The sequence below is a fragment of the Phocaeicola coprocola genome (genome assembly GCF_041333015.1).
Lineage (GTDB): Bacteria > Bacteroidota > Bacteroidia > Bacteroidales > Bacteroidaceae > Phocaeicola > Phocaeicola coprocola.
On record NZ_JBGKGM010000004.1, the window covers coordinates 848,592 to 863,370 of the forward strand.

At 39.4% G+C, this 14,779-nt stretch carries 12 protein-coding genes; 11 read left to right on the plus strand and 1 reads right to left on the minus strand.

The genetic code is table 11. The features are described 5' to 3' along the window. Window positions 1–7 precede the first annotated feature (7 nt). Window positions 8–2,767 (plus strand): outer membrane beta-barrel protein, encoded by a 2,760-nt coding sequence (locus ACDG22_RS14375; RefSeq protein WP_278410708.1) that lies wholly within the window; start codon window positions 8–10, stop codon window positions 2,765–2,767. Between the two features lie 88 nt (window positions 2,768–2,855). On the opposite strand, the gene ACDG22_RS14380 is transcribed toward ACDG22_RS14375, so the two are convergent. After that, entirely contained in the window at window positions 2,856–3,668 is an 813-nt protein-coding gene (locus ACDG22_RS14380; RefSeq protein ID WP_007570818.1) for an META domain-containing protein, read from the minus strand. A gap of 213 nt (window positions 3,669–3,881) precedes the next feature. Here ACDG22_RS14380 and ACDG22_RS14385 point away from each other — a divergent pair, with 213 nt between their 5' ends. From ACDG22_RS14385 to ACDG22_RS14430, 10 genes are all read left to right on the plus strand, one after another. Then, the gene (locus ACDG22_RS14385) at window positions 3,882–5,075 is read left to right on the plus strand and encodes a saccharopine dehydrogenase family protein (RefSeq protein ID WP_370858941.1); all 1,194 of its coding nucleotides are present in this window, start codon (window positions 3,882–3,884) and stop codon (window positions 5,073–5,075) included. A 106-nt stretch (window positions 5,076–5,181) separates the two neighbouring features. Beyond that, window positions 5,182–5,631 carry a thioredoxin-dependent thiol peroxidase gene (gene bcp, locus ACDG22_RS14390; RefSeq protein ID WP_007570822.1) on the plus strand — a complete coding sequence of 150 codons (450 nt, stop codon included), beginning with the start codon at window positions 5,182–5,184 and terminating at the stop codon, window positions 5,629–5,631. A 57-nt stretch (window positions 5,632–5,688) separates the two neighbouring features. Next, window positions 5,689–6,735 (plus strand): recombinase RecA, encoded by a 1,047-nt coding sequence (recA, locus tag ACDG22_RS14395; RefSeq protein WP_007570824.1) that lies wholly within the window; start codon window positions 5,689–5,691, stop codon window positions 6,733–6,735. Window positions 6,736–6,755: 20 nt separating this feature from the next. Then, window positions 6,756–7,712: a hypothetical protein gene (locus ACDG22_RS14400; RefSeq protein WP_270212850.1), complete on the plus strand. Its 957-nt coding sequence runs from the start codon at window positions 6,756–6,758 to the stop codon at window positions 7,710–7,712. 440 nt (window positions 7,713–8,152) lie between these two features. After that, window positions 8,153–8,749 carry a nucleotide exchange factor GrpE gene (locus tag ACDG22_RS14405; protein WP_007570828.1) on the plus strand — a complete coding sequence of 199 codons (597 nt, stop codon included), beginning with the start codon at window positions 8,153–8,155 and terminating at the stop codon, window positions 8,747–8,749. A gap of 25 nt (window positions 8,750–8,774) precedes the next feature. Further along, window positions 8,775–9,947, plus strand: coding sequence for a molecular chaperone DnaJ (dnaJ, locus tag ACDG22_RS14410; protein WP_007570830.1), 1,173 nt, complete (start codon window positions 8,775–8,777; stop codon window positions 9,945–9,947). A gap of 176 nt (window positions 9,948–10,123) precedes the next feature. Continuing rightward, window positions 10,124–10,762 (plus strand): hypothetical protein, encoded by a 639-nt coding sequence (locus ACDG22_RS14415; RefSeq protein WP_370858942.1) that lies wholly within the window; start codon window positions 10,124–10,126, stop codon window positions 10,760–10,762. Window positions 10,763–10,816: 54 nt separating this feature from the next. Continuing rightward, a complete protein-coding gene (locus ACDG22_RS14420) occupies window positions 10,817–12,112 on the plus strand; it encodes a bifunctional folylpolyglutamate synthase/dihydrofolate synthase (protein WP_007570832.1) in 1,296 nt (431 codons plus the stop codon). Window positions 12,113–12,203: 91 nt separating this feature from the next. Beyond that, window positions 12,204–13,298 carry an aldose epimerase family protein gene (locus ACDG22_RS14425; RefSeq protein WP_007570833.1) on the plus strand — a complete coding sequence of 365 codons (1,095 nt, stop codon included), beginning with the start codon at window positions 12,204–12,206 and terminating at the stop codon, window positions 13,296–13,298. Window positions 13,299–13,351: 53 nt separating this feature from the next. Further along, on the plus strand, window positions 13,352–14,692 hold the full coding sequence (locus tag ACDG22_RS14430; RefSeq protein WP_270212851.1) for an MFS transporter: 1,341 nt from the start codon (window positions 13,352–13,354) through the stop codon (window positions 14,690–14,692). Window positions 14,693–14,779 lie beyond the last annotated feature (87 nt).

Sequence of the window (14,779 nt, forward strand, 5' to 3'; positions counted from 1 at the left end):
GTTTGTAATGAAAATACTGAACCTGTTCATAGTAAGCATTGTGTTACTACTGTTGATGCCGGTCAAGATATTGGCACAAAAGCAAGTGGTAAAAGGGCGTGTTGTTTTATGTAATGCTCTCCAGCAAACTGAAGCTCTACCCTATGCCAATATCGCACTTATACAGTTACCTGACTCTACGTTTGTAACAGGAGCTGTAAGTGACGAACAGGGCAAGTTTACTTGTTCGTTCTCACGCAAAAAGAATCACAGCTATCTTTTCAAAGTATCCTATACAGGATGTAGTCCGGTATTTAAAACCATCACATCCCAGTCGGACACAGTGCGTCTGGGTACAATCAAGCTAAAAGAAAATGCACTGCACCTGAAAGAAATTGTAGTCGTTGCTCCACTGAAGGCTATGGAACAGAAGGGTGATACTACTATATATAATGTAGATGCCTACCCTACACCAGAAGGATCCTATTTGCAAGAATTGGTTAAACGCATTCCAGGATTAACATACGATCCCAAAGAAAAAACCATCACTTACAACGGACATACCATCAAAGAAATAACCGTAAATGGCAAAGACTTTTTTAAAGGTAACCAGCAGGTCGTTTTGGAAAACCTTCCTGTCAAGTTTGTCAGTCAGCTGAAAGTGTACGACAAGCCAACCAAACAGGAAGAAGCTACAGGTATGAAATCGGCAGAAAAAAACTATGTGCTCGATCTTCAGACTAAAAAAGAAGTGAACAACGCCATACTTTTATCAGCAGAAGGTGGTTATGGGACTCATAAACGACGGGATATAAACGGAAAAATAATGCGTTTTAATGAAGCCGGAGATAATTTCATGATAAACGGGCAGTCTACAAACCGCCATTATACTACACCATATGATAAAAATATTTCGAATACGATTGGAGCTAATATCACGAAAGTAAAAGATCAGTTTGAAATTTCAGGAAATGTCAGTTTTTCAAATGATAGGGTTGGAAATGAATCAAGTTCTTATAGTGAACAATACATGACGACCGGCAACCAGTATGCCATTTCCGAATCAAACAGATTAAGTAAGGGAAACAGATTCAATGGAAACGTTGATTTTAAATGGGATATTGATTCGCTAACCATGTTCAACATTTCCGGTTGGTTCAATTCCAACCGCAACAACAGTGATGACCACAACCGGGAAGCAACATTTGATACTAATCCGGAAGTCAGCACCCAAAATCCATTCGACAGATTTGAAGAAATAGATCCGGCTACTTACATTAATGACAGTAAAAGACAGTCGAAAGAACAGAGCCAATATAGCAATTATAATATAAACACAAGCATTACCCGAAGACTAAACAAGAAAGGAAATAATATCAGTTTTAGCTTTTCCACGGCACAAAACCAGAATAAGAGCAAAACTTACACATTGTCATCCACACGCTATTTCCGTCTGTCGGATATAGCAGGAAAAGATTCTGTGTTATCTCTCAATCAATATCAGTATGCACCGGGAAAAGAGCAAAACTATACATTGAATCTGGCTTACACACAAGTCTTAACCAAGGAAAGTCGCCTACAGGTATCTTATGGTTTCAATGCCAATAAGGAACATCTGAACAGTAATACATACAACTTGGGAGCGCCGGATGATAAAAATATTCCTATCGGTATTTTGCCGGAAGGATATGAAGCGGGGAATATCGACAGTCTTGCCAATCGCAGCAACAGCTTGACTTCAGGACATAATCTGGCACTACAGTTCACATATAACGGAGAAGTATGGGGAATAAGAAGCAGTCTGACTACGACCTTTCAAAAACGATCAATCAATGAATATACAGGCAGGCATCAGGCAGACACAACAATAAATTCGATTGAATGGCAGCCTAATCTGACCCTCACATACCATAAGGGTGACAATTATGCAATGATAAGTTACAATGGAGGAACTTCACAACCCATGCTGAGAGATCTTATTGCGCCTACCGATTATAGTTCACCTTTGAATATTACACGGAGTAACCCGAACCTTCGTGCTTCGTATAGTAACTATATATATGCAATGTTCAATAACTTCCGTAAAGGGATTATGGTGGGAATGAGTTGGAATCAGCAAATAAACTCTGTAACCCGTGCTACAATATATAATACAGAGACAGGAGGTAGAGAAACTTTTCCTGTCAACATTAATGGCAACTGGGGACTGTCAGGCAATGCTTCTTATGACAAGCGCTTTAACTTTTTCCGGATTTATCTCACAGGAGCGGGTAATTTCAACCAAAATGTCAGCCTGATAAATGAAGGATATGACAACCAAATGCCTCAACAAAGCAAGACACATACCACAGGCTTAAACAGCGATTTGAGATTATCTTACCTGCCTTCGTGGGGAAATATTGAATTAAACGGGAAATGGACATTTTACCAGTCAAAAAATTCCCTGCAAAACCGTAATACCTATACTCGCATATATACATTAGGGCTAGATAGTTCCATCAATCTGCCCTGGGACTTTATCTTCAAGACAGATGCCAATTATCGTTTCCGGAATGGTACAGGAATATCAGGAGATGATGAAAATGAGATACTGTGGAATATGAAGCTCTCATGGAAATTCTTAAAAGAAAAACAGGCAGAGCTATCTGTCTACTGGGCTGATATATTAAGTCAGCGAAAAAATTTATCACGAAGTGCCACTTCTACCGGATTCTACGAATATTATGAACGGCAACTGAAAGGCTATTTTATGGTATCTCTAAAATATGAATTGAATAACATGAACTGATATCACCATGAAATCTAATAAGAAAGCGATATTGCCTCTTCCAGACAAGAAGAAACAATATCGCTTTTATCGTACTATTAAATTATACTTATTTAGACAAGGCTTCGCCTGTATTCTTTGTCAAAGACATAACTTCTGTACCATTTTCGTCTAACAGTGATAACTTAGACTTATCTTGATCCAATGTAAAACTAGCTACTTTATTAAGAGCTTCCAAAACAAGTCTTTCAGTATCCATATTCGGACATGCCATCATGGTAGAAATCATCTGAGAGAATTTTAAAGAATTTTCTTTACCTTCTTCCTGCATGAATCCACCATTTACAACATTGCAGCTAGCATTTCCATGCACACGTTTTTCTTCAATATTGAATGCAAGGAAAGGAACATTTTCCTGTTTTTCAAGTTCTGTACCGTTGACAGTAGAAATAATCCACTCTCCAGCCAAATCATTTACAGAGTACTCAGGAAGCTGACGTTTTTCCAGATTCATAAGTGTTTTACCATCGGCATCAGTCAAAGCGATACCTTCCGGAGTTTCAACATAACCATTCACCTTATCCAATACACCAAGAACTTTGGTTTCTACATCCATATCCGGGCACATCATACGTGTAGCACCCACTTGAGTGAAATGTATCACACCGGGCTTCAATGAATCCAGTTCAAGACCTCCCATCATTCTGTTGCATCCAGCATTCCCATAAATACGTTTTCCGTCTACATCCAGACCGATGTACGGCATATTGTCTACATTTATCTTTTCGCCATTTACAGCAACAATATTCCACTCTCCAGCCAAATCAATCTTAGTCACGTTTTTACTACTGCTGCATCCGGCTGTTGTCATCATTAATGCTCCTGCACATACTGCAGCTACTCCAAAAAAAATCTTCTTCATATCAAATTTTATATTAGAACAAATATTTGTTACTTATTTTACATTTACGCTACATAAACAATCACAAACAGTAAATAGTTTATGGATTTGTACATATTACAATACAAAAATACGGATATAATTGGAATACTGCATGACGTTTGAGAAAATTTTCTATCTTTGCATATTGAACGGTAACGTTTACCGGGCATTTAAGATTATTATTTAAGATAAATGAGTAAAGTATTGATTATCGGTGCAGGCGGTGTAGGTACCGTTGTTGCACACAAGGTGGCTCAACATCCCAAAGTATTCAGTGAGGTGATGATTGCTAGCCGCACCCAGTCAAAATGTGACGCGATTGTAAAGGCAATCGGTAACCCTAACATCAAAACCGCTAAGGTAGATGCAGACAATGTAGACGAACTGGTGGCTTTATTCAATGGTTTTAAACCCGAAATCGTTATTAACGTAGCACTTCCTTATCAGGATCTGACCATCATGGAAGCTTGTCTGAAAGCCGGAGTCAACTATCTGGATACAGCAAACTACGAACCGAAAGATGAAGCTCACTTTGAATACAGCTGGCAATGGGCATACAAAAAACGTTTCGAAGAAGCTGGTCTGACTGCTATCTTGGGATGCGGATTCGACCCGGGAGTAAGTGGTGTATACACAGCATACGCAGCAAAACATCATTTTGACGAAATCCATTATCTGGATATCGTAGACTGCAATGCAGGTAATCACCACAAAGCATTTGCTACTAATTTCAATCCGGAAATCAACATCCGAGAAATCACTCAGAACGGACGTTATTACGAAGACGGAAAATGGGTTACAACTAAACCGCTGGAATTCCATAAAGATCTGACTTATCCTAACATTGGTCCGCGTGATTCATATTTGCTGTATCACGAAGAATTGGAATCGCTGGTTAAGAATTTCCCGACAATCAAACGTGCACGCTTCTGGATGACTTTCGGACAAGAGTATCTTACTCACTTGCGTGTAATCCAGAATATCGGTATGGCAAGCATTGAGCCTATTAATTATAACGGTATGGAAATTGTTCCTTTGCAGTTCTTGAAAGCCGTTTTACCTAATCCTCAAGATCTAGGAGAAAACTACGAAGGAGAAACATCTATCGGTTGCCGTATCCGTGGTCTGAAAGACGGTAAGGAACATACTTACTATGTATACAATAACTGCTCACACCAGGCTGCTTATCAGGAAACAGGCATGCAGGGAGTAAGCTACACAACAGGTGTTCCTGCCATGATTGGAGCCATGATGTTCTTAAAAGGCTTATGGAAACGTCCGGGAGTATGGAATGTAGAAGAATTCGATCCAGATCCATTTATGGATGCTCTCAACAAATATGGTTTACCATGGCATGAAGTATTCGATGGCGATTTAGAATTATAATACCATTATACCAATAGAGCCTGTTTAAATTTTGTTGGGGCTTGTCATTTCCCCCAACGACATATTGTGAAATTTAAACAGGCTCTTCATTTTTCAATCTTTATTTATGAACGTAGGAGATAAAGCCCCTGAAATATTGGGACTTAACGAAAAAGGTGAAGAAATACGCCTGAGCGATTACAAAGGGAAAAAAGTTGTTTTATACTTTTATCCCAAAGACATGACTTCCGGATGTACGGCACAGGCATGCAACTTGCGTGACAACTATGCAGCACTTCGCGAAGCTGGATATGAAGTTATTGGCGTTAGTATAAACGACCAGAAATCACATCAAAAATTTATAGAGAAAAATACACTTCCGTTTACATTGATTGCAGATACCGAACAAAAATTAGTTCAGGAATTCGGCGTATGGGGAGAGAAAAGCATGTACGGAAGAAAATATATGGGTACATTCCGAACAACCTTTATCATTAATGAAGAAGGAATAATAGAACGTATCATCTCTCCGAAGGAAATAAAGACAAAAGATCATGCTGCGCAGATCTTGGGATAACTCTTTATTCCTGACTATATCAAAACAAGTATTTTCGAAAATATAAAAATATCCGATATGGCGAAAAAAGATGAATTAGCATTCGAAGGAGGAGTAGAAAGCCCCCAACCAAATAACAGCGAAAAACTGAAAGCACTTCAGGCTGCAATGGATAAGATAGAAAAAAGCTTCGGAAAAGGCTCTATCATGAAAATGGGTGACAACCATGTACAAGAAGTAGAAGTCATTCCTACTGGTTCTATCGCACTGAATGCAGCTTTGGGTGTTGGAGGTTATCCTAAAGGACGTATCATTGAAATATATGGTCCGGAATCATCAGGTAAAACAACCTTGGCAATCCATGCCATTGCAGAAGCACAGAAAGCAGGTGGTATCGCAGCTTTTATTGATGCAGAACATGCTTTCGACCGTTTTTATGCAGCAAAATTAGGTGTAGATATCGATAATTTGTGGATTTCACAGCCTGACAACGGAGAGCAAGCATTAGAAATAGCTGAGCAGTTGATCCGCTCATCTGCTATTGACATCATCGTTATCGACTCTGTTGCCGCATTAACTCCTAAAGCTGAAATAGAAGGAGATATGGGAGATAACCGCGTAGGATTGCAGGCACGACTCATGTCACAAGCTCTGCGCAAACTGACATCTGCCATCAGCAAGACAAATACAACATGTATTTTCATCAACCAGCTGCGTGAAAAAATCGGTGTCATGTTTGGAAATCCGGAAACAACAACAGGAGGTAATGCACTGAAATTCTATGCATCTGTACGTCTGGATATTCGCAAAGGTCAACCTATCAAAGATGGAGAAGACATTATCGGAAACCAGACTCGCGTAAAAATCGTAAAGAACAAAGTTGCCCCTCCATTCAGAAAAGCGGAATTCGACATTATGTTTGGTGAAGGAATTTCCAGAAGTGGAGAAATTATTGATTTAGGTGCCGAACTGGGTATAATCAAAAAAAGCGGTTCGTGGTACAGCTACAATGAAACCAAACTGGGACAGGGACGGGATGCAGCTAAACAGTGCATTCAGGACAACCCTGAACTGGCAGAAGAGCTGGAAGGACTTATCTTTACAGCCCTGAAAGACAAAGAATAAATAGAAAAAAGGCTACGATTATGAAACTAACACGTACAATCATCGCAATCTGTTTATGTATGGTTGCGGTGGCAGGGTTTGCCCAAAAAGCAACAAACAATCCTTTTTTCCGTTTTGCAACAAAAGCTGAAGCGCAGATGCTTATTACAGATATCGACGAGTACACCAATGGATGGAATCAGTTCGATATTTGTTCACGCTTACAGAATAAAGAAGGACGAAAGTCACAATTGCTTACTCTAGCGATGAGCAGCGTACAGAACTGGAGTGATACGGAGAAAAAAAAGGCAACAAATGCCTTCAATGCAATAGTTGCATCCATCAAAAAACAAAAACTGGCTCTTAGTTTTCCTGATGAAATCATTTTAATAAAGACATCAATGCAGGAAGAAGGAGGAGCAAGTGCCTATACTCGCAAGAACTGGATTGCTATAGGAGAAAATGTTCTGAACAATACGCAAGATGCACAAATGCAATTATTGCTGGCACACGAGTTGTTTCATATTCTGACCCGTCACGACTTGAATTTTAAGAAGTCAGTATATCAGACAATAGGTTTCACGGTTATGGATCACGAAATATTGTTTCCAACAGATATTCTGGAAAAACGTATTTCCAATCCTGACATCAGCCGTTATGACAGCTATACTCCGCTTACCGTAAATGGTAGAACTCAAAACTATACAATGATGATCTATACAGATCGTCCATATGAGGACGGCGATTTTTTTGATTACATAAAAATCGGACTTATTCCTCTGAATGAACAGTTCATTCCAATACAAGAGAACGGAGAAACAATAATCATACCTATCGAACAAGCTGAAGACTTATACGAAAAAATAGGTAAAAACACAGATTATGTCATCAACCCCGAAGAGGTACTGGCAGATAACTTTGCTTTTATGATAGTAGAGAAAAAAGATTTACCAACCCCTGAGGTCGTAAACCGTATGAAAGAGGTTTTGAAAAAATAAAAATAATCTGCAATCCGAAAAAGCCGGCTTTATGCTTAACGTTTCTAAGTGAAACAAGCATAAAACCGGCTTTTATTATATATTGCAGCTTCCCCTACTCCTTCAACATCTATTTATCATAAACAGGATATATATTCATCACTAAAATCTCAAAAAAGATTGTACATATTTTCCAAAAACTTCAAGTAAAATTCACTAAAAGATCGAGAATTTTTCTCCCCTACAAAGTTTTTACGCATTCTCCCTTTCATCCTTTCATAAGGAACTCTTTTCAGGTGAAAGGCATGAAGCACATTTTTTTGACTGACAGTATGACAAAAAAAATGTATTTTTGCAGCTGTTTTATGTTTTTATTCATTCAGGCACGAAATTTGTAAGAAAGTCGAAGAATAATTATATGCAACGTTTGTATTAAGAAATAAATAAAAATAGATATTATCATGACTACAAAAAATCATCATCCGCAAGAAGAAGAGGTATTGAAGGCTCAACAAGAAGAAGCATCGGAACAAACCGAAACTCAAACAGAAGAAACTTCTAACACAGAAGAACAGTGCGAAGAGCCATCTGCTGAACAAAAGCTGGAAAAAGAATTAGAGGAAGCTAAGCAAACTATCGAAGACCAAAAAGATAAATATTTAAGACTTTCTGCAGAGTTCGACAACTACCGCAAACGTACAATGAAAGAAAAAGCTGAATTAATTAAGAATGGTGGAGAAAAAGCAATCAGCGCAATTCTTCCTATTCTTGATGATTTAGAACGTGCCTTACAAAACATGCAGAAAGCCGACAATGTACAGGCTATGTATGAAGGTATAGACCTTATTTCACAGAAATTCCTGAAAGTTCTCGCACAAGAAGGTCTGCAAAAGATGGAACCGGTAGGAGAAACATTCGACACCGACTTTCATGAAGCAATAGCATTGGTTCCTGCTCCGGACGAAACACAGAAGGGTAAAGTTCTAGATTGTGTCCAAACAGGATACAAGCTAAACGACAAAGTTATTCGCCATGCAAAAGTTGTTGTAGCACAGTAATTTCCTAATCCTTGTTTTTATCATTATGGCAAAAAGAGATTATTACGAAGTGCTGGGCGTAGACAAATCAGCTTCAGCAGACGAGATAAAAAAAGCATACCGTAAGAAAGCAATCCAATATCATCCTGATAAAAATCCAGGAGATAAAGAAGCAGAAGAAAAATTTAAAGAAGCTGCAGAAGCTTATGAAGTACTAAGCAATCCAGACAAGCGTGCACGTTATGACCAGTTCGGACATGCTGGAGTAGATGGAGCTGCTGGAGCTGGAGGCTTTGGCGGTTTTGGCGGACAGGGTATGTCTATGGATGACATTTTCTCTATGTTTGGCGATATCTTCGGTGGACATGGAGGTTTCGGCGGCTTTGGAGGCGGTGGCGGACAAACCCGCCAGCGTAAATTCCGGGGATCAGACTTACGTGTAAAGGTCAAGCTAAACTTAAAAGAAATCTCAACTGGAGTTGAAAAGAAATTCAAGCTTAAGAAATATGTTCAATGTTCACATTGTCATGGAACAGGAGCAGAAGGTGACGGTGGTGTAGAAACTTGTCCTACATGTCACGGTACAGGAAGCGTTACCCGTACACAACAAAGCATATTTGGTATGATGCAAACCCAAACCGTATGTCCTCAGTGTGGCGGTGAAGGTAAAATCATCAAAAATAAATGTAAGGAATGTGGCGGTGAAGGTATCGTATATGGCGAAGAGGTAGTTACTGTAAAAATTCCAGCAGGTGTAGCCGAAGGAATGCAAGTTACCATGAACGGTAAAGGTAATGCAGGAAAGCACAACGGAGTAGCCGGAGACTTGTTAGTTCTTATCGAAGAAGAAAAACATCCGGAACTAATTCGTGATGAAAGCGACCTGATATACAACCTGTTGTTAAGTGTACCTACTGCCGCACTGGGAGGAACCGTAGAGATTCCGACTATCGACGGAAAAGCTAAAATTAAAATCGAGCCGGGTACACAGCCCGGAAAGGTGCTTCGCCTGCGAGGAAAAGGATTACCTAACATTAACAGTTATGGATACAGTACCGGAACTGGAGATTTACTGGTAAATGTAAGTGTATATATTCCTGAAAGTCTGACCAAAGAAGAACGACAAGCTTTGGAAAAATGGCAGGAATCGGAAAGCTTTAAACCAGATATGAGCTTAAAAGAAAAGATATTCAAAAAGTTCAGAAGCTTGTTCGATTAATATTTCACATACAACAAAAAGGTGCAACATAGCATTCATTGTATAATGAGAAAGGCTATGTTGCACCTTTTTTCATATAAATCTGCGTTAATCTGCGTTAATCTCTGTTGCTCCTGTCATGCGACATACAAGAATATCCGTATCTTTGGTAAAAGATAAATGTAAAAAACGCTGACATGAAACAAATATACCTGATACTACTCATCTTGTTATTCCCTTTCAAAATCTTTTCACAGACAGAAAAGGAAAAAGACATTGCTCCTTCTCCTGAAGCTACGCAAACTACAATGATAAAAGACAGCCTTGATGTACCGTTGGTATCCCCTATTCCTCAAACAGGATATATACAGCCCTTTGGTATGTATGGTATCACCCCATTCGATTATGGTTATGCCACATGGCAACTGCACAAAGGCTTCAATGCTTCCATTGGCTTGAATCTGACATTCAGCCCCAGCAAATATGCTCCATCTGGAGTAGGATTCGGACAAGATGCAGCATTTATGTATGCTGTTCCTATCACCGAACGCCTCAGTGTGGCAGGAGGACTTTATGCCAGCAATATGGACTGGGGATTTCTCCGATATCATACGGTAGGAATTGCAGGAGTAGCAGCATATAAACTGACCGACAGAATCTGTATTTACGCCTATGGGAACAAATCCTTCACACCTCAACGTCCACCTTATTATTATCCTCTGCCAAACTATGCACCCGACCGTATCGGAGGCATGATTAATTTTAAGGTAGGCGAAAGCAGCTCTTTCAGTATAGGTATAGAGGGAAGAAAAAATGATTATCCATGGTGGTACTGATATATTATGTCAATAAATGATTTATCTTTGCACGACAAAAAACAACAGACATAAATGACTTATCAGGAAACTCTAGCATATTTATATAATAGCGCTCCTTTATTTCAACATATAGGAAAGGCAGCATACAAAGAAGGATTAGAAAACACACTGGCACTCGACGAATATTTCGGACATCCACACAAGAAGTTCCGGTCTATCCACGTAGCTGGAACAAACGGCAAAGGCTCATGTTCGCATACATTAGCAGCAATCCTTCAGTCCGCAGGTTACCGTGTGGGACTATATACATCTCCTCATCTGGTCGATTTCCGTGAACGTATCCGCATAAACGGGATTCCTGTTTCACAAGACTTCGTTATTGACTTCGTGGAAAAACATCGTTCTTTCTTCGAACCGCTTCACCCTTCTTTTTTCGAACTGACTACCGCAATGGCATTTCATTATTTTGCATGCCAGCAAGTAGATGTAGCTGTTATAGAAGTAGGATTGGGAGGACGACTGGACTGCACTAATATCATTCATCCAGATTTATGTCTGATTACCAATATCAGTTTCGATCATGTGCAATTTCTTGGTAATACGCTAGAAAAAATAGCAGGCGAAAAAGCAGGAATTATCAAGTCATCCGTACCAGTAGTAATTGGTGAAACAACTCCCGAAACAAAATCAGTTTTCCAACATAAGGCAGCAGAAGTTAACGCCCCAATCATTTTTGCTGAAGAAGAGCATCTGCTAACAGATATATTCCAAGACGAAGATGGAAAATATACTTACCAGACAAGCTCTCTTAAAGACTTAAAAGGTGAACTGGGAGGATTTTGTCAGAAGAAGAACACCAATACTTTACTTTCGGCTATTCATCAGCTAGAAAAATTGAATTACCATATTTCCGAAACAGATATTCGGAACGGATTTGCTCATGTCTGTGAATTGACCGGATTAATGGGACGCTGGCAAAAATTATCGGAACATCCTACTGTAATATGCGATACAGGACATAATGTAGGAGGGATACAATACATTGTAAAACAATTATCCTGCCAAAAATATAAACAACTACGTATTGTAATCGGAATGGTAAATGATAAAGACATTACTGGAGTACTGGCAATGCTTCCTAAAAACGCCATTTACTATTTTACTCAAGCAAGTGTACAACGTGCTCTACCAGCCGATAAAGTAAAAGAACTGGCAATTCCATTTGGCCTGAAAGGTGAAGCTTATCCCGATGTAAAAACAGCATTAGCCTCTGCGCAAAAAGATGCAGAAACAGATGACTTTATATTTGTAGGGGGAAGTAGTTTTATCGTTGCCGATTTGCTTTCGACTTGCCTACCTAAAGAATAAAATAACAGATTTGTTTGTGTATCTTGAATAAAATCTTTTTATTTGCATACATTTACAAGTCATAAAAAGATAACGACAGATATAAAAAATTATGAATAACACATTTTATTACGAAAATAACCTTTGCGGCTTAAAGCGAACCGATTTCCAGAAAAATATCGGAGGCAAAGAAACTGATTTATTTATCTTGACAAACGACAACGGTGCTGAAATGGCAATCACCAACTATGGAGGTGCTATCTTAGCCATTATGGTTCCTGATAAAAATGGGAAACTGGCCAATGTCGTACAAGGACATGACAATATAGAAAGTGTAATCAATAGCCCGGAAGTTTTCTTAAGTACATTAATCGGACGCTACGGAAACCGTATAGCCAAAGGAAAATTCCAGCTTGACGGTAAAGAATACAAACTTACAATCAACAATGGTCCGAATTCACTTCACGGAGGACCGACTGGCTACCATGCACGCGTTTGGGATGCCCAGCAAACAAGCAAACAAAGTGTAACACTTCATTATCTTTCAGAGGATGGAGAAGAAGGATTCCCAGGCAACCTTGATATAACAGTTGTTTACACTTTTACCAATCAGAACGAATTAGTTCTTACTTATACAGCAACAACAGACAAACGTACAATTGTCAATCTTACTCACCACGCATTTTTCAGCCTTTCTGGTCTGGCAACACCGACCGCCAGTGTAGAAAACAATATAGTTACTATCAACGCTGATTTTTATACTCCGATTGATGAAGTTTCTATTACTACCGGAGAAATACTAAAAGTAGAAGGAACGCCAATGGATTTCCGCACTCCACATACTATAGGAAGCCGTATCAACGAACCGTTCCAACAACTTGTTTATGGAGCTGGATACGATCATAATTATGTAATCAATAAGCAAGAAGCAGGAACACTGACATTTGCTGCCAAATGCGTAGAACCAATCAGCGGTCGTACTCTTGAAGTTTATACCACCGAACCAGGCGTACAAGTATACACAGCCAACTGGCACAGTGGTTTCGCTGGATGGCATGGAGCTACATTCCCCGCACGTAGTGCAATCTGTTTCGAGGCACAACATTTCCCCGATACACCAAATAAAGGTCATTTCCCTTCTGCAGCCCTTAATCCTGGAGAAGTATACCATCAAGTTACCGTATACAAATTCGGAATAGAGCAATAATTTAATGAAACAGAACTAACCTAATTTATTAACCCTATATTATCAACAAAACCATGAATCAACAAAAACAGAATGGCAATCTCATCGCAATTATTACGATGTTCTTTCTTTTTGCGATGATCTCTTTCGTCACTAATCTTGCAGCACCTTTCGGAACGATTTGGAAAAACCAATATGCCGGTGCAAACACCCTGGGTATGATGGGAAACATGATGAACTTCCTTGCATACTTGTTCATGGGTATTCCGGCAGGAAATATGCTTGTAAAAATTGGTTATAAGAAAACTGCCCTGATTGCAATGGCAGTAGGTTTCTTCGGCTTGCTCACCCAGTATATTTCAAGCTTGGTAGGCGCTGATGTTTCAGTGTTCTCAATGGGTGAATACACTATTAAATTAAACTTTATCATTTATCTGCTGGGAGCATTCATCTGTGGTTTCTGCGTATGTATGTTAAATACTGTAGTAAACCCGATGTTGAACCTGTTAGGTGGAGGTGGTAACAAAGGAAACCAGTTAATCCAGGCAGGTGGTGCACTGAACTCATTGTCAGGTACTCTTACTCCGCTTTTCGTAGGTGTATTGATCGGCAGTGTAACTCCTCAGACTGCAATGTCGGATGTAGCTCCGTTGCTTTTCATCGCAATGGGTGTATTTATCTTCACATTCATCATTATTTCTTTTGTCAGCATTCCAGAACCTCACTTGCGTAAAGGTAAAGTTCAAAAAGAACAACACCTTCACAGCCCATGGAGCTTCCGTCACACTGTACTAGGTGTTATCGGTATCTTTATTTATGTAGGTATCGAAATTGGTATCCCGGGAACACTTAACTTCTATTTAGCAGACTCTACAGAAAAAGGAGCTGGTCTGCTTACAGACGGTGCCGCTATCGGTGGAGCTATCGCTGCAATTTACTGGTTATTGATGCTGGTTGGACGTTTGGCAAGTAGTGTCATCAGCGGTAAAGTATCAAGCCGTGTACAGCTTATCACAGTATCAATAGTTGCTATCTGTTTTATCCTTATCGCTATCTTTACTCCGAAAGAAGTTACAGTATCTATGCCGGGCTATAGCGCCGACAATGGTTTCCAGATGGCATCTGTACCTCTGAGCGCTCTGTTCCTTGTATTGTGCGGACTTTGCACATCAATCATGTGGGGAGGTATTTTCAACCTCGCTGTAGAAGGATTGGGTAAATATACAGCACAGGCATCAGGAATTTTCATGATGATGGTTGTAGGTGGTGGAATCCTGCCATTGATACAGCAGTTCATCTCAGACTCAGCTGGTTACATGAATAGTTACTGGCTTATCATTGCAATGTTAGCTTATCTGTTGTTCTACGGATTAGTAGGTTGCAAAAATGTAAATAAAGATATCCCTGTTGAATAATAAGATGATAGACGAAAATGATGGATGAAGATTATCACTATTTGTTAAAGAAGTCTTCATTCATCATTTTTTAGTTTCTCACTAAAA